A 25,966-nucleotide genomic window follows, 5' to 3' on the forward strand; every position below is an offset into this window, starting at 1 on the left:
CGAGCGCGAGCACAACGGCAGCGGCGGCGAAACGGATCTGGGTCATGATCTCTCCGGGACTTGAGCGAGGACGAGCCCTAAGCTCGATGGCCGCAAGCTACCCGGTCCCGCCAGGCATTTTGATCGGTGCGGTGCCGGAGCCGCCTCCGTAATCCTACGGAGAGACCCGCCTGTGATGCCTACCAATTTTCGATGAACCGCAACGTCATCCCGGACAAGCGGCGCAGCCGCGCCGATCCGGGATCCATCGTAGGGCTCGGCGCCCTCCGATGGATCCCGGGGCAAGCCCGGGATGACGTGGTGGTTCCGCGGAAAATCGATCCGCCTAACCCTCCAGCGCGAAACGCACCATCTCGGCGACGGACCCCGCCCCGAGCTTCTCGGCGATATGGGCGCGATGGGTCTCGACAGTGCGCGGCGAGACATCGAGCGCCCGCGCGATCTCCTTGGTCGACAACCCCTCGGCCACGAGATCGAGGATCTCGCGCTCGCGCTGCGTCAGCTTTGCCCTGAGCGCGTCACGTTCCGCGCGGGCGGCCTGCGTCTGATTCCGCACGTCGAGCGCCGCGAAAGCCGCCTCGACCGCTTCGAGCAAGACCTGCTCGTCGATCGGCTTGGTCAGGAAATCGACGGCACCCGCCTTGAAGGCGCGCCGGCAGGCGGCGACATCGCCATGGCCGGTGATCATTACGGTCGGCATGCCGCCGGCCTCCTTGGCCATGCGCTCCAGCAATTGCAGGCCGGACGTACCGGGCATGCGAATATCGACGACGAGGCAGCCGTCCTGGCGTGGGTCGGGCCGGTCGAGGAAGGGCTGCACGCCGGCAAAGGGCCGCGGTGCGAAGCCCATGGTGCGCAGGAGCAGGACGAGCGCATCGCGCACATCGGCGTCATCGTCGATCAGATAGACGAGGCGCGGTGCGGGCTTCATTCTGCGGCCACTCCAAACTCGGTCGCCAGCGCGGGAAAGCGCACGCTGAAGATCGCCCCGCGCTCAGTTCCGTTGCGCACGAAGATGCGCCCGCCAGCGGCTTCGACCAATCGCTCGCAGAGCGGCAGGCCGAGCCCCATGCCGCTGCTCTTGGTGGTGAAGAACGGTTCGAACAGACGGGCCATGTCCGCCTCGGCGATACCCGGCCCCTCATCCGTGACCGTGATCTCGGCCTCGCCGTCGGCGAGGCGCGTGGCCAGCACGATCTCCCGTCGCGCGGCCGGCATCGCCTCGACCGCCTCGGCCGCGTTGCGGACGAGGTTATGCACGACCTGCTCGATCGAGACCCGGTCGAGCAGCGCCTGCGGACCGGGCTCGCTCAACTGGAGCCGGAGCGTGACACCCCGCTCCTGCAGGTCGCGCTGGCTGAGCTCCACAACATTGCTGACGATCCGGTTGAGATCGTTCGGCTGCCGCTGCGGTTCGCGCCGCGTCACATAAGCGCGCAAACGCTCCAGGATCTCGCCGGCCCGGCGCGCGTGCCTGACATTAGCTTCGAGCACGCCGACGAGCTCGCCGGGCGTTGCTTCACCCGACGTGGCGAGCCGCAACCCCGCCTGGCTCTGGCTCAGGATCGCGGTCAGCGGCTGGGTGATCTCATGGGCGATGCCGGAGGCCATCTCGCCGACGGTATTGACCCGCATCGCATGGGCGAGCCGGGCATCGTGCTCATGCAGGCGCACCGCCTCGCGCGCCCGCCGGCTGGCGCGCCGCTCGCGCAGCACCGTCAGCAACAGGTAGAGGCTTAAGCCGGCGGCGATCGGCCAGCCGAGCAGCAGGCCCGGCGGCAAAAGCTCGGCCAGGGCCGGCCGCCGCGCCAGCGCCAGCGCCAAAGGCTGCGAGCGGCTGCCCAACGCCTTCTCGAAGGAGAGTTCCGGTACCCAGCTGCCCGCGGACAGCGGCCAGCCTTGCTGGACGATAGCGGCCCCTGCCGTATCGCTCAGCTTCAACGCGGCATCGTCGGGTAAGCCGCCTTCCGGCTCGGTCAGGAGACGTGCATCGATCACGAGAACCAGTGCGCGGGGCCCGTGGCCGGCATCCGGCACGCGCTTGACCAGGGCGTAGAACGGGCTGCCCGTGCGGCTCGGCAGCGTGACGGCCTGCCCCGGCACCAGTGCAGCGACACGCGCGGCCAGCGCCGCCGGATCGAAATCGCGAAGGCTGGGGAGCATGCCTCCGGAGGGGGCGGTCTCGATCAATTCGACGGCGGCGATGCGTGGATAGAAGCGCTGCATCGCCTCGATCACGGCCCTGAAGCTCGCCGATTCCGCATTCGAACTGGCGAGCACGGCCGCCAGGCTGGTGAGATGCGCGTCATGCTGCTCGACGCGCTGGGAGACGATGCGGTGCAGCGTCGTCCCCTCGCGCTGGAGGGCATCGCCGGCGCGCATGAACTCGACGCCGGCGCCGAGCCCCAGCCCGGCAAGCGCCAGCGGAATCCACAGGAGCAGGAACGGTGCGAGGCGCGGTGTCAAGGATTCCGTCCGGTTTCCAGCCGAGTCTACAGCGTCCGCCACGGATCGTCACCGTCGGGTGAAGAGCAAGTGCTGTGACGCAAAGATCGAAATCCTTCGCGACGAACGCCCGCAACGCTCTTGCGGACGCCACCACGCCCCAATAGGCTCGCCTTCGACGCGCCGAAGACAGGCGCGCGCAAGGGGAAACGCCTATGTCAAAGATGATCACCAAGATGGTCGCATTCGGCCTTGCCGCTGCGGCCTTTTCCGTATTTGCGGCGCCGGCCTCGGCGCAGGCGACGCTCGAGGCCGTCAGGAAGCGCGGAAAGGTGCTCTGCGGCGTCTCCCCGACGGCTCCGGGCTTCTCTTATGCCGACGACAAGGGCGTTCGCCAGGGCTTCGACAGCGACATCTGCCGCGCCCTCTCCTCCGCCATCTTCGGCGCCCCGGACAAGGTCGATTTCGTTCCGCTCAACACCAATGTGCGCTTTCAGGGTCTGCAGTCCGGCGAGGTCGACCTGCTCTCGCGGCAGACCACGATGACCTTCTCGCGCGACACCTCGCTCGGCCTCGATTTCGCGCCGGTCGTCTTCTATGACGGCCAGGGCCTGATGGTCGCCAGCAAGCTCGGCGTGAAGAGCGCGGCCGAATTGTCCCAGTCCGCCGTCTGCATCCTGCCGGGCACGACGACGCTGCAGAACCTCGAAGACTACTTCAAGCCGCGCAACATCAAGTACGAGGCGGTCGTCTTCGAGAATCCCGACGAGTGGCGCAACGCCTTCTTCTCCGGCCGCTGCGACGTCATCACCACCGACCGCTCGGACCTCGCCTCGGTGCGCGCCATCGCCAACGACCCGAAGCAATACGTCATCCTGCCCGAGACGATCTCGAAAGAGCCGCTCGCTCCGGTCGTGCGCCAGAACGACAGCAACTGGCGCGACATCGTCTCCTGGACGGTCAACGCCCTGATCGCGGCCGAGGAATACGGCATCACCAAGGGCAATGTCGACGAGCAGCTCAAGAGCAAGGACCCCGAGATCCAGCGCATGCTCGGCGTCAATGGCGACCTCGGCAAGATGCTGAATCTCGACAACAAATGGGCCTATAACGCCATCAAGCAGCTCGGCAATTACGGCGAGCTCTTCGAGCGCCATCTCGGCGAGAAGACCCCGCTCGGCCTCTCCCGCGGCCCCAACCAGCTCTGGAACAAGGGCGGCCTGATCTACTCCCCGCCCTTCCGGTGATCCCGGCGCCCGCTCGGACCGGGGGAAGCCTTTCCCCGGCCCGATGCGGCAAGAAGGATATGGATCGCTGCTGCCGCCTCCAATGGGACGCGAAGCGATCTGCCATGCGTTCCCTCGATTGACCTGAGACCTCCGGCCGCCGCGTTGCGGCCGGCGCGTCCCCAGCCCGGAACAGCCCGATGGCCACCTCCGATTCCAGCCCGGTGCGGCTGCTCTATGACGTGCGCGTCCGCGCCGTGCTCTATCAGGTCGTCGCGGTCGCCCTCGTCGTCGGCATCGGCTTCTATCTCTTCGGCACCGTCTCGCGGAAGCTGGCGGATCAGAACATCGCGACCGGCTTCGACTATCTCTCGCGGCCTGCCGGCTTCGTCATCAGCCAGTCCTTCATCTCCTACGATTCCGGGAACACCTATGGCCGCGCCATCCTCGTCGGCCTGCTCAACACGGTCTGGGTCTCGGTCTTCGCGGTCGCCCTCTCGAGCGTGCTTGGCCTCGTCGTCGGCATCGCCCGGCTATCGCGCAACCCGCTGCTCTCGACGCTGGCGCTGCTCTATGTCGAAGCGCTGCGCAATGTGCCGCTGCTGCTCTATCTCTTCCTCTGGTACGCGCTGATCGTCGCGGTCTTCCCGCCGGTGCGCGAGGCCTGGCAGATCCTGCCGGACGTCTTCCTCAGCAATGGCGGCCTGATCGTGCCCTCGCTGCGCTGGTCGTCGGCGCATACCGGCGTGCTGGTCGCAGCCGTGCTCGGCATCGTCCTCGCCTGCTTCATCGCTTCTGCCTTCCGCCGAAAGCGGGTCGCCACCGGCCAGGGCCGCATGGCCTGGCCCTATGTCCTGCTCGCCCTGGTGATCCCGCCGCTTCTCGCCATGCTGGTCTTCCAGCCGGACATGGTCGTGAACTGGCCGGAGAAGGGGCGCTTCCGCATCACCGGCGGCCTGCAGGTCACGCCCGAATTCACGGCGCTCCTGGTCGGGCTCGGCCTCTCGGCTTCCGCCGGCATCGCCGAGATCGTGCGCGCCGGCATCCTCTCGGTCGGGCGTGGCCAATGGGAGGCGGCGCGCGCGGTCGGGCTGCATGACCGCCAGACCATGCGGCTCGTCGTGCTGCCGCAGGCGCTGCGCGTGATCATCCCGCCGCTGACCAGTTCCTACCTCTCGACCTTCAAGAATTCGTCGCTCGCCATCGCCATCGGCTATCCCGACCTCGTGATGGTCTCGAACACGACGATGAACCAGACCGGGCAGGCGATCGAGGGCATCGCCATCTTCATGCTGGTCTATCTCGGCATGTCGATCACGATCTCCATGCTGATGAACTGGTACAACGCCCGCGTCGCGCTGGTGGAGCGTTGAGATGACCGACACTGCTCAGCTCAACACCCTCGCTTCCATCCCCGACGAGCGTCCAACACGGCCCACGAGCAGTTGGTATGCGCTGCTCAAGCCTTATATCGGCTCGCCTTTCAACGCCGTCGTCACCTTCGCCTGCCTCTGGCTGATCTATCGATTGGTCACCGGCGCCTGGGGCTGGCTCGTCACCCGCGCCATCCTCGAGGGCGGGCCGCAAACCTGCAAGGCGGCAGCCGGAGCCGGCGCCTGCTGGCCCTTCCTGGCGGCGAAGCTGCGCTTCATGATCTTCGGCTTCTACCCCTATGACGAGCATTGGCGGCCGGCTATCGCGGTGCTGCTCTTCCTCGGCGCGATGGTCTATTCGATGATCCCGCGCTTCTGGTCGCGCCGCCTGCTCTGGCTCTGGCTCGCGGTCGTCGTCACCTGCGGCGTGCTGATGTATGGCGGGCTGTTCGGCCTGAGCGTCGTCAACACGACGAACTGGGGCGGCCTGCCGCTCTCCTTCATGCTCTCCTCGGTCGGGCTCGCCTTCGGCTTCGTGCTCGGTGTGCTGCTGGCACTGGCGCGCTCGTCGAAACTGCCGGCGATCCAGGTCATCGCCGTCGTCTTCATCGAGATGGTGCGCGGCGTGCCGCTGGTCTCGATCCTGTTCATGGCCTCGGTGATGCTGCCGCTGTTCATGCCGGATGGCGTGACCATCGACAAATTGCTGCGGGCGCAGGTCGCGATCATCATCTTCGCTGGCGCCTATATCGCCGAGACGGTCCGCGGCGGCCTGCAGGCCGTCCCGAAGGGCCAGCACGAAGCCGCGGCCTCGCTCGGCCTCGGCTACTGGCTGTCGATGCGCAAGATCGTGCTGCCGCAGGCGCTGAAGATCGTCATCCCGCCGCTGGTCAACATCTTCATCGGCTTCTTCCAGGACACGACACTGGTCACCATCATCGGCCTGCTCGACTTCCTCGACACGGTCCGTTCGGCGATGCGCGATCCCGTCTGGCAGGGCATCGCGGTGCTGGAGGGCTATATCTTCGCGGCGCTGGTCTATGCCGTGTTCAGCTACGGCATGGGCTCCTATAGCCGCTTTATCGAAAGGCGCCTGAAGACCGACCACAGCCACGGCAGGCACTGAAAAGGGCTTTTGGGGCTGTTTCGCGGGCGCCTTCGCGCCCGCGCAATGTTCCAGCAAGCCGCCGCGCCGACCACTCCCGGTGATTCTGAACCGTGGAGATCGGACGATGCTCTTCAGCCCCGATCGGTCGGCAGCCCTCGCCGGTCGCGCCCTGCATGCCTATCTTGACCTCGTCAGACGCACGACGCGCTTCAAGCCGGTCATTCCCGGCGCCTGCCCATGGGAGCGCAACCGCGAGCCCTTCATCGCCCTGACCTGGCACGGCCAGCAGATGCTGAGCCTCGCCGCGCTGGAAGGGGCCTCGCGCGTCGCGGTGCTGACCTCGCTGCATTTCGACGGCGCGGTCGTGACCTCCGTGATCGAGCGTGCCGGTTTCCGCAGCATCCGCTGCTCCGGCTCGCAGAGCCCGGCCAAGATTCAGGCGAAGCGCTCCGTCCCGGCCTTCTTCGAGATGCGCGATGCGCTACGCCAGGGCGCCAGCCTCGTGCTGACAGCCGACGTGCCGAAAACCCCGCGCATCGCCGGCAGGGGCGCGGTACAACTCGCCCGCGTCACCGGCCGCCCGATCTATCTCTTCGCCGCTGTCACCAGTGCGCGAATCGATCTCGACAACTGGGACCATGCCAGCATCGCCCTGCCCTTCGGGCGCGGTTGCATCCTCTGGTCGGAGCCGCTCTATGTGCGCAAGGCGGCCGACGCCCGCGAGGTCGGCCTGATCGCCATGGATATTTCCGAGCGGCTCGACGACCTCCATGCGACAGCCCAGCGCAATATCGGCCGGGAGCGCTGAAACCGCGTCAGCGGCGGCCGGGCGGCGGACAACCGCCGGGCGCTCCGCAGATATCCGCGGGCGGGCGCAGCGTCTCGGGCTCGCCGCCGGGCTCGATGCGGATGCGGCTGAGATCCCCGGAGAGCCTCAAACCCAGGCCCGACGAGATCAGCACGATCCGTGCCCGGCTGGAGGCGAGGATCGTCGCATTCGCACCGGCGAGGAAATGGGCGCTGCCACCGAGGCTGGCATAGGTGCCGAACACGTCCTCCTGCCGGTCGAGCCCGTAGACCAGCATGATCACCCGCCCGTAATCGGCGCCGAGCCCGATGCCGACCGAAAGCGCCGTCCAGATCACCGGCATCGGCATTCCATCGGAGAACCGCAACTCGCCGCTGCCATGCCGCCCGCCGACCACGAAGGAGCCGCTGAGCTCGCCGCCGACGATATAGGCGTTCGGCTCCCCGAACAGGGCGAGCGAGCGCTCGATCGGCACGCTGACCGCCTTGGAGGCCGTATCGAACACCCCCTCGACCAGCCGGGCGATGTCCTGGCGCGACGCTGTCGGCAATTGGCCGGGCCGGATGTCGTCCCGTCGAGGCACGCCTTGCGCGGCCGCCTGCGGCGGCGCCTGCGCAACGGCGAGCAGAACCGCCAGCGCCAGATGGCGCAGCCAGCTCACTCTCGCCATGGCGCGCAGCGCATGCATCAGGCCCGGCGATCCATGAGGGAGTTGAACGGCAAGGGTGATACGGTCCATGCAGAGCCCGGCAGGGCGACGCCCCCGGCCCGAGAAGCCATACCCGCACAGAGGCTCCGTGACGACCCGCAACGTTGAAACCGTTTCGATATCCCCTGCGTCGAAACGCGCGCATTCGCTTGCGGTCGCCCGGCGATGACCTCGCTCTCGCGCGCCCTCACCATCCGGCTGACGCTGCTCGGCACCGTTCTGTTCGTCGCCTTCATCGCGGCCGTGCTCGCCTTCACCTTCATCACCGAGGACCCGGGCGTCCTGCGCAACGATGTCACCTCCCAGATCATTCGGCAAAGCGTGCGCCCTTCCGGCAGCGCCGCGCTGCAGGTCGAGAAGACGCCGGGCCTGATCAAGATCGAGCAGGCCAGCCCGCTGCTCTGGTATCTGGTGTCCGACGGACGTTCCGTCGTCGAGTATGCGCCAGAATTGCGCCCCGGCCTGCCGATCGACATCCGATTGGACGGCCCGACCATCGCCGCCCAGATGCGTGTCGGCGGCGACAATGCGCTCTCGGTCGACGTCGCCGAGCAGGACGGCAGCCGCATCCTCGTCGCCACCGGCGGTGGCCGTCCCGGCTGGGACGTGATCCTCGGCTATTTCCTGCGCGCGATCGCAGGTTCTGCCGCGGCGATCTCGGTCGTGTTCGGGATCATGATCGCCGCCGCGATCGCCATGTCAGTCTCCTACATCACCAGCCGGCTACGCAGCGCCGCCGAGGCCGCAGCGCGCATCGATCCCCGTGCCCCGCGCGGCCTGCTGCCGACGGAAGAGACGCCGGTCGAATTGATGCCGCTGACGACCGCGCTGAACTCGGCGCTCGACCAGATCGCGGGCAACATGGAGGTGCAGCGGCGCTTCATGAACAATGTCGCGCATGAGTTGCGCACGCCGCTCGCAGTGATGCGCACCAAGGTGGATTCACTGTCCGACGAGGCCGCCCGCCTTGCGTTGACGACCGATGTCAGCCGCCTCACCACCATCGTCTCCTCGATGCTGCAGCTTGCGCGCCTGCACAACACCGAGCTGCCCTTCGAGCCATTGCGCCTGAATGCGCTGGCCCGCGACGTGCTCGCCGATCTCGCCCCGCTCGTGCTCAGCAACGGCATCGGCATCGCGCTGGAGGAAGAAGGCACGAGCGATGTGCTGATCGTGGCCAACGAGGCGACGACCCGCGCGGCGATCGCCAATCTCATCGACAATGCGCTGCGCCACGCGCAGGTGCGCTCGTCCATCTTGGTCAAGGTCATCGACGGGAATGTGCTGGAGGTCAGCGACGACGGGATCGGGATTGCTGCCGCCAAGCGCGCGCAGGTCACCGAGCCGTTCAACCGGATGTCACCGCATTCGACCGGTGCCGGACTCGGCCTGACGATCGTGCGCGATATCATGGCCGCCCATGGCGGCACGCTCGACCTGCTCGACACCGAAGGTGGCGGCACCACGATCCGCCTGACTTTCCGGACGGTGTAGTTGGATTGAACGGCGCTAGAGCGCCGGCTCGGCCTTCTTCAGGATGTAGCCGATACCGCGCAGCGAGGTGATCTCGACATCCGCCCCGGCATCACGGAGCTTGCGCCGGAGCCGCGAGATCTGGGCTTCCAGCGTGTTCGACTCGATCAGGTCGTCGAAGCCGTAGACCGCCTCGATCAGCACATCGCGGGTGACGACACGGCCGGTCCGCTGAACCAGCGCCTCCAGGATCAGCGCCTCGCGCCGGCGCAGGTCGAGCGTTTCCGTCCCGACCGAGGCGTTGCGGCCTTCGAGGTCGAGCGAGAGATTGCCCGCATTGAGGACAAGAGAGCGCTTCGGATTGCGGCGCCGCGCAAGGACACGCACCCGCGCGATCAGCTCGCCCGGCTCGAACGGCTTGACGAGATAGTCGTCCGCCCCGCCGTTCAAGCCCTCGATCACGTCGGGCTTGGCGTCGCGCGCGGTCAGCATCAGGAAGGCCGGGCGGTTCTCCGCCGTGGCCATCGCCTTGACGATCGACAAGCCGTCGCCATCGGGCAGGCGCCGGTCGACCACGGCGATGTCGAACGGCGCCGTCCGCAGGGCCGCGAGCGCGGTCTCCACGCTATCCGTGCGATCCACGACTAGCCCCGCATTGCCCAGCAGGAGCGAGAGATAGGACATGAGCTCCGGCTCGTCCTCGACAATCAAAGCGCGCATGTCACGTCCGTGATGATGCATGGATGGAACGTCATGTCGGAGAAGGGGCGACAAATCCAGACATGACGCTCCACCCATGACCGGTTGCGGCTGGCCCGCCCGTAACGCGCGCTGCAGCCACAACCCGAACCGGACCGGCTGACATGCCGGTCCGGTACCTTCGCAATCAGAACCGGTAGTTCAGGCCGGCCTTGACCAGATGCTCGGTGACGCCGACCCGCGTGCGGGTATTGCCGAGCTGGAAATTGTCCTTGCCGAGCGAGACATAGTTGTACTCGACCTTGGCGGAGAGATTGTCGGTGATGCCGTATTCAGCGCCGGCGCCGACGACATAGCCGGTCTTGCCGCGCGTCTTGGAGACGAGGCCGTCGCTCGCCTTGATGCTGCCATAGGCGAGACCGCCGGTGCCGTAGACCAGCAGGCGATCGAAGGTGACACCGGCGCGGGCCTTCAGCGTCCCGACATAGCGCATGTCGGCGCTGGTGCCGCCGCCACGCTTCGAGCCCTTGCCGAAGCCGTTCGTCGACAGGTCGCTTTCGACGCCGAAGAGCATCGTGCCCATATGGACATTGTAGCCGACCTGCCCGCCGAGCAGCATTTCGTTGCGGCTCTTCTTGCTGACGCCGTTGAAGCGGTCGAAGCCGCCGCCGGCATGCGCGCCGACATAGAAGCCGTTCCAGTTATAGGCGCGCGGCGCCGCATAGGCCGGCCATTCCTGGGGCCGCGGCCGGGCGCGGTCGGCCGCCTCGGCGGGCAACGCGAACAGGGCCATCAGGCCGAGGGCGGCCATCGGAAGGATACGAGACATCGGCTACTCCTTGCGGGGCTCCTCGCCGCCGCCACATCTGCCAGCCGATTCGGCTCCGTGGATCGGAGCGGGCCGGCATGTGCAGATTGCGGGCGAAGATTACGGCAAGGTTGCCCATTCCGGCGGCAATGGCGGCCGGAACAGAGCGATGTCGAAGAACGCCCCGCCCCCAGGGGGCGAGGCTGGATCGGCGTGCGTCAGAGAACCGGCGCGGCCTGCTTGCCGAGTTCTTCGGCCGGCGGAATCCGGCCGTCCTCGAACCAGTAGGAAGCCGCAGCACGGGACATCGCCGCCCCGTCATGACCGATGCCGGCGACCGTGAGCAGTTGCCAGTTGCAGGGCACGCCGAGGCGGGCGGCTTCGGTCTTGCCAAACGCCAGCATGTTATGGGCGCGGCCATAGCGATGTGGCCCCTGCGCCAACGCCTCGGGCTGCGACGGCAGGTTCGGATCGTCGGTGGCAATGTCGCGATCCCCGGCGAAGAGGATCATCGGATAGCCGAGCCAGCGCGTCAGCGCCGCCGTGTCGAGCCCAAGCCCGCCGAGCCCTTCCGGGAATTTCCGTTCCGGCGTCGGCAAGGTGTACCAGCCGGGATTGGAAGCCATCGCCGCCTCGAACAGCCCGCCGCCTTCCGTCGCCAGCATGCGATGCACGAACTGGCCGCCGGCCGAATGCCCGAAGATGCGGATGACCGGCTTATCGATCACGCCCGCAGCGCGCAGCGCATCGAGCACGCGGCCGGGCACCGCGTAGAGCCACTCGGCGCGCGGCGCGATCGTGCCCTCCTCGGAGACGACCAGGCCGTTATTGTACCCTTCGGCCTTCGGGAAAGGCTCGTTCGGGAAGGTCGGCGCAACGATCAGGAGGTTGTGCTTCTCGGCCGCATCGATCCAGAAATCGCGGTACTCGTCGCCATTGCGCAGCATGCCGTGCTGCACGACGATCACGGGATCGTTCGGCTGGTGCCGCGCCGGGCGATAGACATTCACCTCCAGCGGCTTGTCCGGATGGCTGACGTCGATAAAGGGCTGCGTGCTGCGCCCGACCGGCGGGTTGAGTGTCGTAGGTGTCATACGGCCTCCGGAGCCTAGATCATCGCGCGTCCGATCGGACGCGATAACGATGATCTATTCTATTGGAACCGCATCGGATTTTTCCGAAAAGTGGATTCCACTTTTCGGTCCGATGCTGGTGTGCAGATGGCAGGCGGCGCTGCGGCCGGGCGCGACCTCGGTCAGGACCGGGCGGACCTCGCGGCAGACCGACATCGCCTGCTCGCAGCGCGGGTGGAACGGGCAGCCGGGCGGAGGCGCCAGGGGCGAGGGCAATTCGCCCTTGAGCGGCTGGAAGGCGCGCTTGCGCCGTGCCGCCGAGGGAATCGCCGCGATCAGCGCCGCGCTGTAGGGATGCGCCGGCTCGGCGAAAATCTCCGCCGCCGTGCCGACCTCGACGATGCGGCCGAGATACATGATCGCGACCCGGTCGCTGATATGGCGGACGAGGCCAAGATCATGACTGACGAAGAGATAGGTCAGGCCGTGGCGCTCGCGCACATCCATGAACAGGTTGATCACCTGCGCCTGGATCGAGACGTCGAGCGCAGAGACCGGTTCGTCGCAGACCAGGAAATCCGGCTTCACCGCGAGCGCCCGCGCGATGCCGATGCGCTGGCGCTGCCCGCCCGAGAACTGGTGTGGATAGCGCTCGCGATAGGCGAGATCGAGCCCGACCTCGCTCAGCGCCTGATCGACGGCCGCATCGATCTCCGCCTTCGGCAACAGCTTGTGAACGCTCAAGGCCTCGCCGACGATGCGGCTGACCTTCATGCGTGGATCGAGCGAAGCGTAGGGGTCCTGGAAGATCATCTGGACCTTGAGCAGGAAATCGAGCCGCTCCTTGCCCTTCAGGCCGACGACAGGGCGCTGCTCGTAGACCACTTCGCCGGTCGTCGGCTTCAGGATGCCGGTGACGACACGCGCCAGCGTGGACTTGCCGCAACCGGATTCGCCGACGAGACCGAGCACCTCGCCGCGCTTGACGCTGAGATCGATGCCGTCGACGGCGCGCAGCACCGGTGGAGCCTTGCCCCGCCCGGTCGCCATCAGGATGCGTTCCGCCAGCGTCGGCTTGCGGCGGAAATGCTTGGTGATGCCCTTGAGTTCGATGATCGGGGCGTTGGTCGAAGCACTCATGCGGCTTCTCCCACCGGCACCGGGTTATGGCAGCGGAAGCTGCGGGCGCCCTCGCCCGTCGTCTCGGGATCGCTGATGGCACAGACCGGCTGGACGCGCGGGCAGCGCGGACGGAAGGGGCAGCCGCTCGGGCGGGCATCGATGCGCGGCGCGACGCCGTCGATCTGGTTCAGGCGCTCGCCCGGCGCGACATTGGCGGCCGAGGAATTGAGCAGGCCGAGCGTGTAGGGATGGCGCGGGGCATCGAGCACCTCGTCGACCGGCCCGATCTCGACGACGCGGCCGGCATACATCACCGCCACCCGGTCGGCGAGTTCGGCCACCACAGCGAGGTCGTGGGTGATCCAGAGCACGGCCGTGCCGGTCTCGCGGGCGAGCTTCTGCACCTCGAACAGGATCTGGCTCTGGATGGTGACGTCGAGCGCCGTCGTCGGCTCGTCGGCGATGATCAGGTCGGGCGCGTTCAGCAAAGCGGTCGCGATCGCGACGCGCTGGCGCATGCCGCCGGAGAACTCGTGTGGATACTGCTTGAGGCGAGCTTCCGGCGAGGAAATCCCGACGCGGGCCAAGGCTTTCGCCGCTTCGCCGAGTGCTTCCTCGCGGCTGCAATCGCGATGCTCCAGGATCGCCTCGCTCATCTGCTCGCCGATGCTGAGCACCGGGTTCAGCGTCATCAGCGGATCCTGGAAGATCATGGCGATGCGATCGCCGCGCAGGTCGCGCAAACGCTCTTCTGACGCGGCGCGCAAATCCTCGCCGCCGAAGCTCACCCTGCCGGCGACGATCTCGCCGGGCGGATCGATCAGGCGCACCAGCGAGAAGCCGGTCACCGACTTGCCGGAGCCGGATTCGCCGACAAGTCCCAGAACCTCGCCGCGCGAGACGCTGAGATCGACGCCGTCAACGGCGGGCCAGGCGCCGTCGAGCGCATGGAAGACGGTCCTGAGGCCGCGGACCTCGAGCAAGGGATCAGATGTGAGGTTACTCATGAGCGCACGTTGAAACTGCGGCGCAGCCGATCGCCGACGAGGTTGAGCGAGACGATCAGCAGCACCAGTGCGATGCCCGGGAAGACCGCGATCCAGTATTCGCCGGAGAGCAGGAACTCGAAGCCGTTGGCGATCAGCAGGCCGAGCGAGGGCTGCGTCACCGGCACGCCGACGCCGAGGAAGGAGAGCGTCGCCTCCAGCGTGATCGCGCTGGCGATGCTGATCGAGGCGACGACCAGCACCGAGCCGACCGAGTTCGGCAGCAGGTGGGCGATCATGATGTGCCGGGTCGGCAGGCCGAAATTCAGTGCGGCCTCGATATATTCCTTGCGCCGCTCGACCAGCGCGGAAGCACGCATCAATCGGGCATATTGCGCCCATTGCACGAGGATGATGGCGATGATGACCTTGTCGACGCCACGCCCGATCGAGGCGAGCAGCACGAGCGCGATCAGGATCGAGGGGAAGCCGAGCATGAAATCGACGACGCGCATGATCACGGCGTCGACCACGCCACCGAACTGCGCGGCGACGAGCCCGGCCGAGATGCCGATGAAGAGCGCGCCCAGCGTCGCGGTGAGCCCGACCATCAGGCTGGTGCGCAGGCCGTAGAGGATCGCGCTCAGCATGTCGCGCCCTTGCGAATCCGTGCCGAGCCAATAGGTCAGGCCGTTCATGCCGGCCTCGCCCGGCGGCAAGCGGTTGTCCATCACGCTGAGCGACGCGAGATCATGCGGGTTCTGCGGCGCGATCACCGGCGCAAGCAAAGCGAGCGCGACCATGATGCCGAGCAGGATCGCGGCGCCGCGCGTCGTCGGCCGGCTGCGGATGCGTCGCAGCACCTTCTCGCGCAGGGGCGTGTCGGCATAGGCCGGGGTGGCCGGGGCTTTCGCTCGGGCGTTCATGCCATCTCTCCCGTCAGCTTCACGCGTGGGTCGAGCGCGGCATAGAGGATGTCGACGAGGAAGTTGACGGTGACGAAGAGCAGCGTCGCCAGCAGCACATAGGCGACGACCACCGGACGATCGAGCTGATAGACCGAGTCGATCAGCAGCTTGCCCATGCCCGGCCAGGCGAAGACGGTCTCGGTGATCGTCGAGAAGGCGACGAGGCTGCCGAACTCGATGCCGACGACCGTGACGACCGGAATCAGGATGTTGCGCAACACATGCCGACCGACGACGCGACGCGGCCGGACGCCCTTGGCGCGGGCATATTTGACGTAGTCCTGCGTCATCGTCTCGGCCGTGCCGGCAGCGACGAGGCGGATCATCAGCGCCATCTGGGGGATAGCGAGGTTGATCGCCGGCAGGGCGAGATGGGTGAGCCCGTCCCAGGTCAGCAGGCTGGTCTGGATGCCCAGGACGGAGACCGTCTCGCCGCGCCCGGCCGTCGGCAGCCAGTGGAGGACCACCGCGAAGAGCAGAATCAGCATCATGCCCTTCCAGAAGCTCGGCAGCGAGAAGCCGAGGATGGTGGCGCCCATGATGATGCGCGAAGGCCGGCTTTCCGGGTCGAGCCCGGCATAGAGGCCAAGCGGCACTCCTGTGACGATGGCGAGCGTCATCGAGAGCAGGACGAGCTCGAAGGTCGCCGGCAGGCGGGCGATGATGAGCTCGATCGCCGGCACGCCATGCACGAAGGAGCGGCCGAGATCGCCTTTGAGCGCATTGCCCATGAAGACGAAATATTGCTGCCAGACCGGCAGGTCGAGACCGAGGCGCCGGATCAGGGCTTCGCGTTCAGCCGCGCTGGCCGAGGGCGAGACAAGCAATTCGACGGGATCGCCGATGCCATAGACGGCGAAGAACACCACGACCGAGACCGCGAGCAGCACGAGCACGCTCTGGATCAGTCGCTGCAGGACATAGGCGGTCATGATGCTCGACCGGCTCCACTCAATGATTTGCGGGCCGCCCTAACGGGGCGGCCCGGCTCGTCTTTGACTTGTCGGTCGGGGCTTACTTGGCTTTCGGCTTCACCGACATCGCCAGCATGAACTGGTCGGCGCGGCCCTTGACGTCGAGATCCGACTTGAAGGCCCAGATGCCGCTTTCGAAGTGCAGCGGGATGAAGGCGTAGTCGTCGACGACGATCTTGCCGGCCTCCTGCAGCAGCGACGCGCGCTTGTTGTCATCGAGCGTGGTCACAGCCTCGCGGATGATCTTGTCGAACTGGTCGTTCTTGTAGCCGCCATAGTTCGAGCCACCGAGGGTCTTGGCCTCGTTCGGGGTCGGCGGCCACTGGCGCAGGAAGGACGCAGCCTCGCCGGTGCCGGAGCCCCAGCCGCCGATCGCAACCGAGAATTCCTTCTTGGCGCGGCGCGGGAAATAGATCGCGCGGGTCATCGCATCGACCTCGGCCTTGATGCCGACCTGGGTCAGGTACTGGGCGACGGCCTGGGTGATCTGGCTGTCGTTGATGTAGCGGTCATTGGTGGTCGAAAGCGTCAGCTGGAAGCCCTTGCCATAGCCGGCTTCGGCCAGCAGCTTCTTCGCCTGCGCCGGGTCATAGGCCAGCTTCGGCGGATTCGCCCGCGTGCCGAACATGCCGGTCGGCAGGTACTGGTAGGCCGGCTCCGCCGCGCCGTCCATGATGCGCTTGACGATGGCGTCGCGGTCGATGGCGAGCGACATCGCCTTGCGGACGCGCACATCCTTCAGCGGGTTCTTGCCGTCCTCGGACTTGACGAAGGGGCTCTGGTCGCGGGCGACGTCGAGCTGGAAATAGACCACGCGGGTCGAGGGCGTGATGACATGGCCGAAGCGCTTGTCGTCCTTGATCCGGCCGAGATCACGCGCCGCCGGGTTCTCGATCACGTCGTAATCGCCGGCGAGCAGGCCGGCGAGGCGCGGACCGGCATTGGTCACCGGCAGCAGGCGCACCGTCGCCCAGGGCTCGGCCTTGCCCCAATAGGTCGGGCTGCGCTCGAGCTCGATCGCGGAGCCGCGCACATAGGATTTGAGCTTGTAGGGGCCGGTGCCGACGGCGAGCGTGCCGTCATTGAAGCCGGTCACGGTCGGCCAGGGACCGGTGACACCGCAATTCTTGGCGATGTCGTAGCTGATCGGGCCATGCTCGGCGATCGAGGCCGAGAGGATGCTGAGGCCCGACAGCAGGTTCGGCAGCAGCGGCTCGGGCTCCTTCGTGGTGATCACCAGCGTCTGGGCGTCGGGCGTCTCGACCGAGGCGAAATTGCCGGTGGTGTCGGCGAAGGAATCCGAGACCTTGGTCTCGTTCTTCAGCGTGCGGCAGAAGGTGAAGACCACGTCCTCGGCGGTGAAAGGCTTGCCGTTCGAGAACTTCACGCCGTCGCGCAGCTTGAAGGTCCAGCGGTTCTTGCCGTCGTTCTGCCAGGAGGCGGCAAGGCCGGGATGCAGCTTCTGCTTCTCGTCCTGGCGCACCAGCGAATCGAAGATGTGCTGGGCCAGCGCGTTGTTGGGGGTGAGGTCATGGTAATGCGGATCGACCGCCGTCGGCTCCGAGGCCAGCGCGATGCGCAGCGTCTGCGCCGAGACGGCCGTGCCGGCAAGGCAGGCGGCTGCGAAAGCCGCGAGGAAAAGGGGTTTACGCATGATAGGATCCGCTCCCGAGTGAGACCGTTTTTGACAGCTTTATTTTCGTCTAGTAGCAAACATGAAAATTTTCGAACGTCAATCGGGTAACCGCGCATGTCACAGGGCCTGAAGCCGACGACGGATCTTTCCAACCGGATCGCCCATATCTACCCGTCCTTGAGCAACGGCCACCGCCGTGCCGCCGACTTCGTTTTGCAGCATCCGCTCGATGTCGCGACGATGACGATCGAAGGGCTGGCCGAGGGCAGCGGCACCTCCAACGCGACGGTGACCCGCTTCGTCCGTGCGCTCGGCTACGCCAGCTATGGTGAGTTCCGCAGCGGGCTCTCCGCCGCCCTGAAATTCGCGCATGATCCGGTCGACAGCTTCGCTGGCGCCCGCTCCGCCGCCGGCTCGCCCTTCGCCACCTTCACGGCCGCGCTCGCCGACCAGAATGCCAACCTCCAAGCCGCCCGCGACGGGCTCGACGAGGCCTCCGTGACGAAGGCCGTCGCGTTGCTGCTGAAGGCGCCGCGCGTCTTCATCGCGGCCTCCGGCGCGAGCCACCATGTCGCCTCTTTCCTGGAGGACGGGCTTGCGCTCTATCTCGATGCCGACGTGATCTTCGCCTCCTCGCGCACCGGTCCGGAGCGCGCCATCCGGCACATGATGTCGGCGCGGCCGGACGATCTCGTCGTCGCGATCTCCGTGCCGCGCTATTCGCGGGCGACGCTGGACCTCGCGAGCTTCGCCAAGAAGCGTGGCGCCTCTCTGCTCACCCTGACCGACAGCCCGACCTCGCCGCTCGCTCCGATCGCCGACGTAACCCTGTTCGCGCCCGCCCGCAGCCGCCTGCTGCCGAACTCGCCGACTGCCGTCTTCGCCCTGGCCGATGCGCTGATCGCAGCCGTGGCGCGCGAACGGCCGGACGCGGTCGAGGCCCTCAAGGAACTGAGCGAAAGCCTGCTCTGGACCTTCCACCAGTAGACCAACACCCGAAAAAGCATCTCGGCCCCGTTCAGGCCGCTCCGATGCGCGCTGCCGCAAAGCGTTCGCGCAGCCAACGCGCGGCCGGCCCGCAGGGGCGCTGCTTGTGCCAGACCATCTCCAGCGCCACGGGCAGGTCGAAATCATCGAACTGGAGATCGGGCGTGACGAGATCGGCGGTCACCGGCGAGTTCGCGATGACATAGCCGGAGACGAAGGCCCAGCCGATGCCCTGCTTGACCAGCTGCAGGATCACCCAATGGCTCTCAACCCACCAGACCTCGGCTGCGACGCGCAGGCGCTGTTTCTCCGGCCCGTCGCCGCGTGCCGCGACGAGGATCTGGCGATGGCGCTTCAGGTCCTCCCAGTCGACGCGCGTGCCGGCGAGCGGGTGGTCCTTGCCGCAGACGAGCTTGATCGGCACCCAGCCGACCGTCTGGAAGCCGAGCTCCGGCGGCAGCACCTCCTGACGCCACATCACCCCGATATCGGCCTGCCCTGCCAGCACGAGCTGGCTGACATCCTCCATCAGCGGAAACAGCAGCTCCAGCTCGACATGCGGAAACTGCCGCGCGAAATCGGCGAAGAGCGCGCCCAGCAGGTGCTCCGGATAAAGCTCGTCGATCGCGACGACCAATCGCGTCTCGACATGGCTCTCGAAGCTGCTGGCAACACCAATCAGATGCGCGCGGCGATCCAGGATCACCTTCGCCTCGCGCAGCAGGCGCGCGCCCGCCGCCGTCAGCACGGGACTGCGCCCGGCCCGGCTGAACAGCGCGACGCCCAGGTCCTCCTCCAGGTTGGCGACCTGCGTGCTGACCGCCGACTGCGCCTTGCGCAAGGCCCGCCCCGCCGCCGAGAAGGAGCCCTGCTCGGCCGCCGCGACAAAGGCCTCCAGCTGCTCGAAGGACAAATTCATCTATCTAATTTACAGATATAACCTAACTTGCGATAGCCAAGTTTGACGATAGAAGGCACCGCGTCAACGAGAACGACAGGTGTTTTGAATGTCCATGCGCTCCTTCCCCGACCGGGTTCGCCATACGGTGATGTTCGAGGTCATCGGGCTCGCGCTGGTGATTCCCGGCGGCGCCATGCTCTTCAACCTGCCGGCGACCCATATGGGCGTGATCGGCGTGGGCTCGGCCACGGTCGCGACGCTCTGGAACTTCGTCTACAATCTCGGCTTCGACCACGCGATGCTTCGCTTCGCCGGCCATACTCGCAAGAGCCTGGTGCTGCGCGTTCTGCATGCGCTGCTGTTCGAGGGCGGGTTGCTGGTCCTGTTGCTGCCGCCGATGGCGTGGTATCTCGGCATGGGCCTGTGGCAGACCTTCGTGATGGACCTCGCCATCGTGGTTTTCTACGTGGTCTACGCCTTCCTCTTCAATCTGGCCTATGACCGGGCCTTCCCCGTCCCGGCGCAGCCACGACTGGCCGCAGCCTGAGCCTGCCTGCGGCCTGCAGCCGCCTTACCTCCTCGGGCACTCCCAGCCTGCCGGCGATCTGTGCTACGGCAGCCATGGACATTCTCCGGCGATCGTATTCTGATCGCGCCGGAAGCTCCGGGGCGGGCCGCCCGTCCCGGCGAGAATGCATGTCGCGGCAGCAGGCCGCGCCTTGGGAGGAATGATGACAGGTAAGATTTACGAGAGCCCTGCGGCTGCGCTCGAAGGGCTGCTGTTCGACGGGATGACGATCATGTCGGGCGGCTTCGGCCTGTCTGGCAATCCCGAGAGCCTGATCCCGCAGATCCGCGATTCCGGCGTGAAGAACATCACCGTGATCTCGAACAATGCCGGCGCCGACGGCTTCGGCCTGTGGATGCTGCTGCAGAGCCGGCAGGTGAAGAAGATGATCGCGTCCTATGTCGGCGAGAACAAGCTGTTCGAGCAGCAATATCTCGCCGGCGAGCTGGAGCTGGAGCTGAACCCGCAGGGCACGCTGGCCGAGCGCATCCGCGCCGGCGGCGCCGGCATCCCGGCCTTCTATACGAAGACCGGCGTCGGCACGGTCGTGGCCGAAGGCAAGCCGGTCGAGGAGTTCGAAGGCCAGCTCTATGTCCGCGAGACCTGGCTGCGCGCCGATGTCGCCATCGTCAAGGCCTGGAAGGCCGATGCCGCCGGCAACCTCGTCTATCGGAAGACCGCGCGGAACTTCAATCCGAACATGGCGACCGCCGGCAAGGTGACGGTCGCCGAGGTCGAGGAGATCGTCCCGGTCGGTTCGCTCGACCCCGAAGCGATCCACACGCCCGGCATCTATGTCGACCGCGTCATCAAGAGCACGATCAACGAGAAGCGCATCGAGAAGCTGACCGAGCGCAAGAGGGAGGCAGCCTGATGGCCTGGACCCGCGAAGAGGTCGCCGCCCGCGCGGCCAAGGAGCTCAAGGACGGCTTCTACGTCAATCTCGGCATCGGTATCCCGACGCTCGTGGCGAACTACATCCCCGAGGGCGTCGACGTCACCCTGCAATCCGAGAACGGCCTGCTCGGCATCGGCCCCTTCCCCTATGAGGGCGAGGCCGATCCCGACCTGATCAATGCCGGCAAGCAGACGATCACGATCCTGCCGAGCTCGAGCTTCTTCTCCTCGGCCGACTCGTTCGCGATGATCCGCGGCGGCCATATCGACCTGACCATCCTCGGCGCCATGGAAGTGGCGGCCAATGGCGACATCGCCAACTGGACGATCCCCGGCAAGATGGTGAAGGGCATGGGCGGCGCGATGGACCTCGTCGCTGGCGTGAAGAAGGTCATCGTCGTGATGGATCACGCCAACAAGGCCGGCGAATCCAAGGTGTTGGAGCGCTGCTCGCTGCCGCTGACCGGCGCGGGCGTCGTCGACATGATCATCACCGACCTTTGCGTGATGACCTGCGACAAGGCCAATGGCGGCGGGCTGACCCTGGTCGAGATCGCGCCGGGCGTCACGCTGGACGAGATCAAGGCGAAGACGGCAGCGGCCTTCACCGTCGCGCCAAGCCTCGCAAAGGCCGCGTGAGCGGCCTCCTTCGCGCAAGGCCGGCGACGACCCCAGCCATGCTGGCCGCGTTCTCGGACGCGGCCACTCTGCGTCATGCCCTCGCCTTCGAGGCGGAACTGGCCCGCGCCGAGGCGGCCGAGGGCCTGATCGGCGCGGAAGCGGCCGAAGCCATCGCGGCGCTTTGCGCGTCGATCATGATCGACACCGCCGAACTGGCGGAGGAAGCGGCGCTCGCCGGCACGCTGGCGATCCCGTTGGTGGCGCGCCTGCGTGCTGCCCTAAGCGGCGAGACAGCTAAAGCCCTGCACAAAGGCGCCACCAGCCAGGATGTCGCCGACACCATCCTGGCCTGCCAGATCCGAGCCGCGAGCAGCCTGCTCGACGCCGACCTGACCCGCATCACGACGGCGCTTGCCGCCCTCGCCCGGCGCCACGCCGCAACCCCGACTATCGGTCGAACCTTGTTGCAGGATGCGCTGCCCATCAGCTTCGGCCTGCGCATCGCGCATTGGCAAGCCGGTGTGGCGGAAGCCGCCAACCGCCTGCACCGCGAAGTCGAAGCAGGTGCGACACTGCAATTCGGCGGAGCTGCCGGCTCGCGTGCCGGCCTCGACGGCAAGGCGGCAACCGTTTCCGCCCGTCTCGCCGCCGCACTCGGACTACCCGATGCGCCACCATGGCATGCCCGCCGTGGCGGCATCGCCGGCATCGCCGCGGCGCTCGCCATCGCCATCGGCGCACTCGGCAAGATGGCGTGCGACATCTCGCTTCTCGCTCAAAGCGGCATCGGCGAGGCCCGCGAACCCGCCATTCCCGGCCGCGGCGGTTCCTCTGCCATGGCCCATAAGCGCAATCCCACGGGCTGCCAGGTCGCGCTCTCCGCCAGCCTGCGCGCGCCAGGCCTCGTCGCCGGCATTCTTGCCGGTCTGCCCGCGGAGCAGGAACGCGGCCTCGGCGGCTGGCAGGCGGAAGGCCCGACGCTGGCCGATCTCTTCCTGCTCGCAGCCGGCGCGGCCGACGCCATGGCGACGGTCGCGGAAGGGCTGGAGATCGACGAGGCTGCCATCGCCCGCAATCTCGCGGCGGCCGGCCTTGGCAACGATATCGGCGAAAGCGCAGCCCTGGTCGCCGCGCTGCTCACGCAGGACGACTGAGGAACGCAAGATGCCTTTCGCGACGAGCAACGGCGCCCGCATCTACTGGAAGCTGGAAGGCACCGACGACAAGCCGGCGCTCGTCCTGCTGAACTCGATCGGCACCGATCTCGGCTTGTGGGACGCGGCCATGCCCGCCCTGCTCGCGTCCTTCCGGACCTTGCGGATCGACACGCGCGGCCACGGCGCCTCCGATGCCCCCGACGGCGATTACAGCTTGTCCATGCTCGCCGGCGACGTCGCCGCCGTCATGGACGCGGCCGGCATCGCGCGGGCAGCGGTGGCCGGCGTCTCGCTCGGCGGCATGATCGCGATGGAGCTGGCCCTCGCCCGGCCAGAGCGCGTCTCGGCGCTGGCGCTGATCTGTACCTCCGCCACCATGGACAAGGCGGCCTGGCAGGACCGGATCACCAAAGTCCGCACTGGGGGCACGGCGGCAATCGCCGATCTCGCCATGCAACGCTTCCTGTCCCCTGCATTCACGTCCGGCCAGCCGGCAATCGCCGAGAGCGTCCGGCGCAACCTCGTCGCCATGAACAGCGAAGGCTATGCTGGGGCCGGCGCCGCCATCCGCGACATGGAGCTGATCGGCCGCATCCCCGGCCTCACCTGCCCGACGCTGGTCGTCGTCGGTGAACGCGACGCTTCCACCCCTTTCGCAGGCCATGGCGAGAATCTCGTCGCCGCGATCCCCGGTGCTGCACTGGAGCGACTCGATTGCGGCCATCTCGCGCCGCTCGAAGCCCCCGCAGCGCTGGCCGGCGCCCTGCGCGCCTTCCTCGCGCCGGGAACAGACACAACCGATGCGGCCGAGACCTTGTTCGAAGCCGGGCTCAAGAACCGCCGCCGCGTGCTCGGCGACGCCTGGGTCGACCGCTCGCTCGCCAATCGCACACCCTTCAACGCCGAATTCCAGGCTATGATCACACGCATCGCCTGGCAGGAGATCTGGAGCCGGCCCGGCCTCGACGACCGCACGCGCCGCCTGCTTGTGCTGGCGATCACCGCGAGCCTTGGCCGCTGGGAGGAATTCCGCCTGCACGTCCGCGCCGGACTGACGCGCGGCGGCTTCACCCGCGACGACCTCAAGGAGGTGCTGATGCAGACGGCGATCTATGCCGGCGTGCCCGCCGGCAACACCGCCTTCGCCGAGGCCGCCGCCGTGATGAAAGAGATCGAGGCCACCGGCTGAGCCTCACGCCTTGGCCCGATAGTCCGAAGGCGACACGCCCGCCCGCTTGGTGAAGAAGCGCGAGAAATAGGCCGGATCGGAAAAGCCGAGCCGGAACGAGATCTGCGAGATCGACATCGCGGTGTAGACGAGGTCCCGCCGCGCCTCGATCATCAAACGGTCCTGGATGACCCGAGCGGCGGAACGGCCGAGCAGTTCGCGGCAGGAGCGCGAGAGATGCGGCACGGAAACGCCGAGTTCGCGCGCATGGTCATCGAGCGAATCGTGATGCTGAAAGCGTGCCTCGACCCGTTCGACGAAACGGCGGACGAGCCCCGCCCGCGGGTCCTTGGCCGGCTCGCCCTGCGCCTTCGCGCCGCGCATCGCCCGCACGAACCAGGAGGCGATGAGATCGGCATAGGCCGCGAGCGAGAACTCGCGAGCCGACTGGTTCGCCGCGAATTCGCGCATCGCGAGCTGCATCAAGCCTTCCAGCGTTGCCGTTTCCTGGCTTTGCGCAGTCATCGGCAGAACGGCCGGCGTCCCCAGCAGCGCGCGTGCCTCCGGCTCGCTGTCGAACAGGCGCTTCAATGAGGTCGCAGCCGCGCTGGCGACGAAGCCGTCGGTCCCCTCCAGGAAGGCGAATTCATGGATGGTCGATGGCGGCAGCAGAAGAGTCGCGCCCGGCGCGAGGCGATGGTCGCGCCCGTCGACGCGCGTACGGCCTCCGCCCCGTGTGACCAGGAAGAACTGAAACAGGTCGTGATGCATGTGTGGCTGGATCGTCCAGCCATGCAGCGAGCTGCGCGCGACGATAGGCTCGATATGCAGCGCATCGGGAAAGCGCTCAACCAGGCGCTCGCCATAGAGCCAATAGGCGGGGACGATGGTTGCGGGCATGTCGACCTCAAGATCGATTCGTCCAAGACACTGCGCGTTTCCTCCATTCCGTCAATCGGACATCAGGGTTTAACTTCCGCATGCGGATCGAACGGTGCAAACCGTCGCCTCGCGGGAGGCAAGAAGAACAATGCGGACGCAGGTCGCCATCATCGGCGCCGGACCCGCGGGATTGCTGCTCGGGCAGCTCCTGTCGCGTGCCGGCATCGACAACGTCATTCTCGAGCGGCGCAGTGCCGATTATGTGCTCTCGCGCATCCGTGCCGGCGTGCTCGAACAGGGCATGGTCGATCTCCTGCACGAAGCCGGCGTCGGCGGGCGTCTGGACCACGAGGGCCTGGTCCATGACGGCTTCTCCCTCGCCTTCAACGACGCGCTCCACCGCCTCGACCTCAAGAAACTCAGCGGCGGCAAGACGGTCACCGTCTACGGCCAGACCGAGGTCACGCGCGACCTGATCGAGGCTCGCCAGGCCCTCGGCCGCCCGACTGTCTACGAGGCCGAGAATGTCGCGCTGCATCACTTCGACGGCCCCGCGCCGCGCGTGACCTTCCGGACGAACGGGCAGGAAAAGGAGCTGCACTGCGATTTCATCGCCGGCTGCGACGGCTATCACGGCATCGCGCGCGCTTCGGTCCCCGCACGCTCCCTCCAGACCTTCGAGCGCGTCTATCCCTTCGGCTGGCTCGGCCTGCTGGTCGACAAGCCGCCGGCCGCGCATGAGCTAGTCTACGCCAATCACGAGCGCGGCTTTGCGCTCTGCTCGATGCGTTCGGCCGGGCGCAGCCGCTACTATGTCCAGGTTCCCTTGGGCGAAAAGGTCGAGGACTGGTCCGACGACGCCTTCTTCGACGAATTGCGTCGCCGCCTGCCGGCGGAGGTCGCCGGTGCCGTGCAGACCGGCCCCTCGCTGGAGAAGAGCATTGCGCCGCTGCGCTCTTTCGTGGCCGAGCCCATGCGCTTCGGCCGGCTTTTCCTCGCGGGAGACGCCGCCCATATCGTGCCGCCGACCGGCGCCAAGGGCCTCAACCTCGCCGCCAGCGACATCCGCTATCTCTTCGACGCCTTCCGCGAGCATTATCGCGACGGCTCGAATGCCGGGCTCGACGGCTATTCCGCCCGCGCGCTCGCCCGCGTCTGGAAGGCCGAACGCTTCTCCTGGTGGATGACCAACCTGCTGCATCGCTTCCCGGAGCGGGACGGCTTCGACCGGCGCATCCAGGAGGCCGAGTTCGATTATCTCGTTCATTCGCGCGCAGCGGCAACGGCCGTCGCCGAGAACTATGTCGGCCTGCCTTATTGAGGGCATTGTCCTCGCGGCAGAAAATTGCGTTGGTGAGAACAAGAGGCACGGCGCCA

25 protein-coding genes are annotated in these 25,966 nt (G+C 67.0%); 12 read left to right on the top strand and 13 right to left on the bottom strand.

The features are described from left to right. Positions 1 to 325: 325 nt before the first annotated feature. A complete protein-coding gene (locus Q0Q02_RS16885; protein WP_293811008.1) occupies positions 326 to 931 on the bottom strand; it encodes a response regulator in 606 nt (201 codons plus the stop codon). Continuing rightward, positions 928 to 2,466, bottom strand: a complete 1,539-nt coding sequence (locus tag Q0Q02_RS16890) for an ATP-binding protein (protein WP_293811010.1) — start codon at positions 2,464 to 2,466, stop codon at positions 928 to 930. The genes Q0Q02_RS16885 and Q0Q02_RS16890 overlap by 4 nt, the downstream gene beginning before the upstream one ends. A gap of 203 nt (positions 2,467 to 2,669) precedes the next feature. Here Q0Q02_RS16890 and Q0Q02_RS16895 point away from each other — a divergent pair, with 203 nt between their 5' ends. The 4 genes from Q0Q02_RS16895 (at position 2,670) to Q0Q02_RS16910 (ending at position 6,960) form a co-directional block, all read left to right on the top strand. Beyond that, the gene (locus Q0Q02_RS16895) at positions 2,670 to 3,692 is read left to right on the top strand and encodes an amino acid ABC transporter substrate-binding protein (protein ID WP_293811057.1); all 1,023 of its coding nucleotides are present in this window, start codon (positions 2,670 to 2,672) and stop codon (positions 3,690 to 3,692) included. 179 nt (positions 3,693 to 3,871) lie between these two features. Beyond that, positions 3,872 to 5,044: an ABC transporter permease subunit gene (locus Q0Q02_RS16900; protein WP_293811012.1), complete on the top strand. Its 1,173-nt coding sequence runs from the start codon at positions 3,872 to 3,874 to the stop codon at positions 5,042 to 5,044. A gap of 1 nt (position 5,045) precedes the next feature. Then, complete coding sequence (locus tag Q0Q02_RS16905) at positions 5,046 to 6,170, top strand: amino acid ABC transporter permease (RefSeq protein WP_293811014.1); 1,125 nt, start codon at positions 5,046 to 5,048, stop codon at positions 6,168 to 6,170. A 106-nt stretch (positions 6,171 to 6,276) separates the two neighbouring features. Beyond that, positions 6,277 to 6,960, top strand: coding sequence for a DUF374 domain-containing protein (locus Q0Q02_RS16910; protein ID WP_293811016.1), 684 nt, complete (start codon positions 6,277 to 6,279; stop codon positions 6,958 to 6,960). A 7-nt stretch (positions 6,961 to 6,967) separates the two neighbouring features. Here the strand turns inward: Q0Q02_RS16910 and Q0Q02_RS16915 are convergent, their stop codons facing one another. After that, positions 6,968 to 7,648, bottom strand: a complete 681-nt coding sequence (locus Q0Q02_RS16915; RefSeq protein WP_293811017.1) for an EipA family protein — start codon at positions 7,646 to 7,648, stop codon at positions 6,968 to 6,970. Between the two features lie 186 nt (positions 7,649 to 7,834). On the opposite strand from Q0Q02_RS16915, the gene Q0Q02_RS16920 reads away from it, so the two are divergent. Further along, positions 7,835 to 9,163, top strand: coding sequence for a HAMP domain-containing sensor histidine kinase (locus tag Q0Q02_RS16920; protein WP_293811019.1), 1,329 nt, complete (start codon positions 7,835 to 7,837; stop codon positions 9,161 to 9,163). Positions 9,164 to 9,178: 15 nt separating this feature from the next. On the opposite strand, the gene Q0Q02_RS16925 is transcribed toward Q0Q02_RS16920, so the two are convergent. From Q0Q02_RS16925 to Q0Q02_RS16960, 8 genes are all read right to left on the bottom strand, one after another. Next, complete coding sequence (locus Q0Q02_RS16925) at positions 9,179 to 9,862, bottom strand: response regulator transcription factor (RefSeq protein WP_293811020.1); 684 nt, start codon at positions 9,860 to 9,862, stop codon at positions 9,179 to 9,181. A gap of 166 nt (positions 9,863 to 10,028) precedes the next feature. Then, positions 10,029 to 10,670: an outer membrane protein gene (locus Q0Q02_RS16930; RefSeq protein WP_293811022.1), complete on the bottom strand. Its 642-nt coding sequence runs from the start codon at positions 10,668 to 10,670 to the stop codon at positions 10,029 to 10,031. A gap of 197 nt (positions 10,671 to 10,867) precedes the next feature. After that, positions 10,868 to 11,743 (bottom strand): alpha/beta hydrolase, encoded by an 876-nt coding sequence (locus Q0Q02_RS16935; RefSeq protein WP_293811024.1) that lies wholly within the window; start codon positions 11,741 to 11,743, stop codon positions 10,868 to 10,870. Between the two features lie 54 nt (positions 11,744 to 11,797). After that, entirely contained in the window at positions 11,798 to 12,862 is a 1,065-nt protein-coding gene (locus Q0Q02_RS16940; protein WP_293811025.1) for an ABC transporter ATP-binding protein, read from the bottom strand. Then, entirely contained in the window at positions 12,859 to 13,851 is a 993-nt protein-coding gene (locus Q0Q02_RS16945; RefSeq protein ID WP_293811027.1) for an ABC transporter ATP-binding protein, read from the bottom strand. The genes Q0Q02_RS16940 and Q0Q02_RS16945 overlap by 4 nt, the downstream gene beginning before the upstream one ends. Beyond that, positions 13,848 to 14,756 carry an ABC transporter permease gene (locus Q0Q02_RS16950; RefSeq protein ID WP_293811029.1) on the bottom strand — a complete coding sequence of 303 codons (909 nt, stop codon included), beginning with the start codon at positions 14,754 to 14,756 and terminating at the stop codon, positions 13,848 to 13,850. The genes Q0Q02_RS16945 and Q0Q02_RS16950 overlap by 4 nt, the downstream gene beginning before the upstream one ends. Further along, positions 14,753 to 15,730, bottom strand: a complete 978-nt coding sequence (locus Q0Q02_RS16955) for an ABC transporter permease (protein ID WP_293811031.1) — start codon at positions 15,728 to 15,730, stop codon at positions 14,753 to 14,755. Before Q0Q02_RS16955 ends, Q0Q02_RS16950 begins: the two co-directional genes overlap by 4 nt. An 82-nt stretch (positions 15,731 to 15,812) precedes the next feature. Then, positions 15,813 to 17,426 (bottom strand): ABC transporter substrate-binding protein, encoded by a 1,614-nt coding sequence (locus tag Q0Q02_RS16960; RefSeq protein ID WP_293811033.1) that lies wholly within the window; start codon positions 17,424 to 17,426, stop codon positions 15,813 to 15,815. A gap of 96 nt (positions 17,427 to 17,522) precedes the next feature. Between Q0Q02_RS16960 and Q0Q02_RS16965 the strand changes: the two genes are divergently transcribed. After that, positions 17,523 to 18,395 carry a MurR/RpiR family transcriptional regulator gene (locus tag Q0Q02_RS16965; RefSeq protein WP_293811035.1) on the top strand — a complete coding sequence of 291 codons (873 nt, stop codon included), beginning with the start codon at positions 17,523 to 17,525 and terminating at the stop codon, positions 18,393 to 18,395. A gap of 31 nt (positions 18,396 to 18,426) precedes the next feature. On the opposite strand, the gene Q0Q02_RS16970 is transcribed toward Q0Q02_RS16965, so the two are convergent. Continuing rightward, a complete protein-coding gene (locus Q0Q02_RS16970) occupies positions 18,427 to 19,314 on the bottom strand; it encodes a LysR family transcriptional regulator (protein WP_293811036.1) in 888 nt (295 codons plus the stop codon). Between the two features lie 94 nt (positions 19,315 to 19,408). Between Q0Q02_RS16970 and Q0Q02_RS16975 the strand changes: the two genes are divergently transcribed. From Q0Q02_RS16975 to pcaD, 5 genes are all read left to right on the top strand, one after another. After that, positions 19,409 to 19,843 carry a PACE efflux transporter gene (locus Q0Q02_RS16975; protein ID WP_293811059.1) on the top strand — a complete coding sequence of 145 codons (435 nt, stop codon included), beginning with the start codon at positions 19,409 to 19,411 and terminating at the stop codon, positions 19,841 to 19,843. Between the two features lie 184 nt (positions 19,844 to 20,027). Further along, positions 20,028 to 20,738 carry a CoA transferase subunit A gene (locus tag Q0Q02_RS16980; protein ID WP_293811038.1) on the top strand — a complete coding sequence of 237 codons (711 nt, stop codon included), beginning with the start codon at positions 20,028 to 20,030 and terminating at the stop codon, positions 20,736 to 20,738. Continuing rightward, positions 20,738 to 21,400 carry a 3-oxoacid CoA-transferase subunit B gene (locus tag Q0Q02_RS16985; RefSeq protein ID WP_293811039.1) on the top strand — a complete coding sequence of 221 codons (663 nt, stop codon included), beginning with the start codon at positions 20,738 to 20,740 and terminating at the stop codon, positions 21,398 to 21,400. Before Q0Q02_RS16980 ends, Q0Q02_RS16985 begins: the two co-directional genes overlap by 1 nt. Before the next feature lie 38 nt (positions 21,401 to 21,438). Next, positions 21,439 to 22,536 carry a lyase family protein gene (locus Q0Q02_RS16990; RefSeq protein WP_293811040.1) on the top strand — a complete coding sequence of 366 codons (1,098 nt, stop codon included), beginning with the start codon at positions 21,439 to 21,441 and terminating at the stop codon, positions 22,534 to 22,536. Between the two features lie 10 nt (positions 22,537 to 22,546). Beyond that, the gene (gene pcaD / locus Q0Q02_RS23830; RefSeq protein ID WP_367275039.1) at positions 22,547 to 23,728 is read left to right on the top strand and encodes a 3-oxoadipate enol-lactonase; all 1,182 of its coding nucleotides are present in this window, start codon (positions 22,547 to 22,549) and stop codon (positions 23,726 to 23,728) included. Between the two features lie 3 nt (positions 23,729 to 23,731). On the opposite strand, the gene Q0Q02_RS17005 is transcribed toward pcaD, so the two are convergent. Then, complete coding sequence (locus tag Q0Q02_RS17005; RefSeq protein ID WP_293811042.1) at positions 23,732 to 24,607, bottom strand: helix-turn-helix domain-containing protein; 876 nt, start codon at positions 24,605 to 24,607, stop codon at positions 23,732 to 23,734. A gap of 130 nt (positions 24,608 to 24,737) precedes the next feature. Here Q0Q02_RS17005 and pobA point away from each other — a divergent pair, with 130 nt between their 5' ends. Next, complete coding sequence (gene pobA / locus Q0Q02_RS17010) at positions 24,738 to 25,910, top strand: 4-hydroxybenzoate 3-monooxygenase (RefSeq protein WP_293811044.1); 1,173 nt, start codon at positions 24,738 to 24,740, stop codon at positions 25,908 to 25,910. The last annotated feature ends 56 nt before the right edge of the window (positions 25,911 to 25,966 follow it).

This window comes from uncultured Allobosea sp., from assembly GCF_945956895.1.
GTDB lineage: Bacteria > Pseudomonadota > Alphaproteobacteria > Rhizobiales > Beijerinckiaceae > Allobosea.

Coding starts and splice junctions, on each gene's coding strand:
- pobA (WP_293811044.1), top strand. CDS start 24,738: ATGCGGACGCAGGTCGCCATCATCGGCGCCGGACCCGCGGGATTGCTG.
- Q0Q02_RS16925 (WP_293811020.1), bottom strand. CDS start 9,862: ATGCGCGCTTTGATTGTCGAGGACGAGCCGGAGCTCATGTCCTATCTC.
- Q0Q02_RS16895 (WP_293811057.1), top strand. CDS start 2,670: ATGATCACCAAGATGGTCGCATTCGGCCTTGCCGCTGCGGCCTTTTCC.
- Q0Q02_RS16915 (WP_293811017.1), bottom strand. CDS start 7,648: ATGCATGCGCTGCGCGCCATGGCGAGAGTGAGCTGGCTGCGCCATCTG.
- Q0Q02_RS16900 (WP_293811012.1), top strand. CDS start 3,872: ATGGCCACCTCCGATTCCAGCCCGGTGCGGCTGCTCTATGACGTGCGC.
- Q0Q02_RS16885 (WP_293811008.1), bottom strand. CDS start 931: ATGAAGCCCGCACCGCGCCTCGTCTATCTGATCGACGATGACGCCGAT.
- Q0Q02_RS16940 (WP_293811025.1), bottom strand. CDS start 12,862: ATGAGTGCTTCGACCAACGCCCCGATCATCGAACTCAAGGGCATCACC.
- Q0Q02_RS17005 (WP_293811042.1), bottom strand. CDS start 24,607: ATGCCCGCAACCATCGTCCCCGCCTATTGGCTCTATGGCGAGCGCCTG.
- Q0Q02_RS16930 (WP_293811022.1), bottom strand. CDS start 10,670: ATGTCTCGTATCCTTCCGATGGCCGCCCTCGGCCTGATGGCCCTGTTC.
- Q0Q02_RS16910 (WP_293811016.1), top strand. CDS start 6,277: ATGCTCTTCAGCCCCGATCGGTCGGCAGCCCTCGCCGGTCGCGCCCTG.
- Q0Q02_RS16955 (WP_293811031.1), bottom strand. CDS start 15,730: ATGACCGCCTATGTCCTGCAGCGACTGATCCAGAGCGTGCTCGTGCTG.
- Q0Q02_RS16980 (WP_293811038.1), top strand. CDS start 20,028: ATGACAGGTAAGATTTACGAGAGCCCTGCGGCTGCGCTCGAAGGGCTG.
- Q0Q02_RS16985 (WP_293811039.1), top strand. CDS start 20,738: ATGGCCTGGACCCGCGAAGAGGTCGCCGCCCGCGCGGCCAAGGAGCTC.
- Q0Q02_RS16970 (WP_293811036.1), bottom strand. CDS start 19,314: ATGAATTTGTCCTTCGAGCAGCTGGAGGCCTTTGTCGCGGCGGCCGAG.
- Q0Q02_RS16905 (WP_293811014.1), top strand. CDS start 5,046: ATGACCGACACTGCTCAGCTCAACACCCTCGCTTCCATCCCCGACGAG.
- Q0Q02_RS16935 (WP_293811024.1), bottom strand. CDS start 11,743: ATGACACCTACGACACTCAACCCGCCGGTCGGGCGCAGCACGCAGCCC.
- pcaD (WP_367275039.1), top strand. CDS start 22,547: ATGCCTTTCGCGACGAGCAACGGCGCCCGCATCTACTGGAAGCTGGAA.
- Q0Q02_RS16960 (WP_293811033.1), bottom strand. CDS start 17,426: ATGCGTAAACCCCTTTTCCTCGCGGCTTTCGCAGCCGCCTGCCTTGCC.
- Q0Q02_RS16920 (WP_293811019.1), top strand. CDS start 7,835: ATGACCTCGCTCTCGCGCGCCCTCACCATCCGGCTGACGCTGCTCGGC.
- Q0Q02_RS16965 (WP_293811035.1), top strand. CDS start 17,523: ATGTCACAGGGCCTGAAGCCGACGACGGATCTTTCCAACCGGATCGCC.
- Q0Q02_RS16950 (WP_293811029.1), bottom strand. CDS start 14,756: ATGAACGCCCGAGCGAAAGCCCCGGCCACCCCGGCCTATGCCGACACG.
- Q0Q02_RS16975 (WP_293811059.1), top strand. CDS start 19,409: ATGCGCTCCTTCCCCGACCGGGTTCGCCATACGGTGATGTTCGAGGTC.
- Q0Q02_RS16990 (WP_293811040.1), top strand. CDS start 21,439: ATGCTGGCCGCGTTCTCGGACGCGGCCACTCTGCGTCATGCCCTCGCC.
- Q0Q02_RS16945 (WP_293811027.1), bottom strand. CDS start 13,851: ATGAGTAACCTCACATCTGATCCCTTGCTCGAGGTCCGCGGCCTCAGG.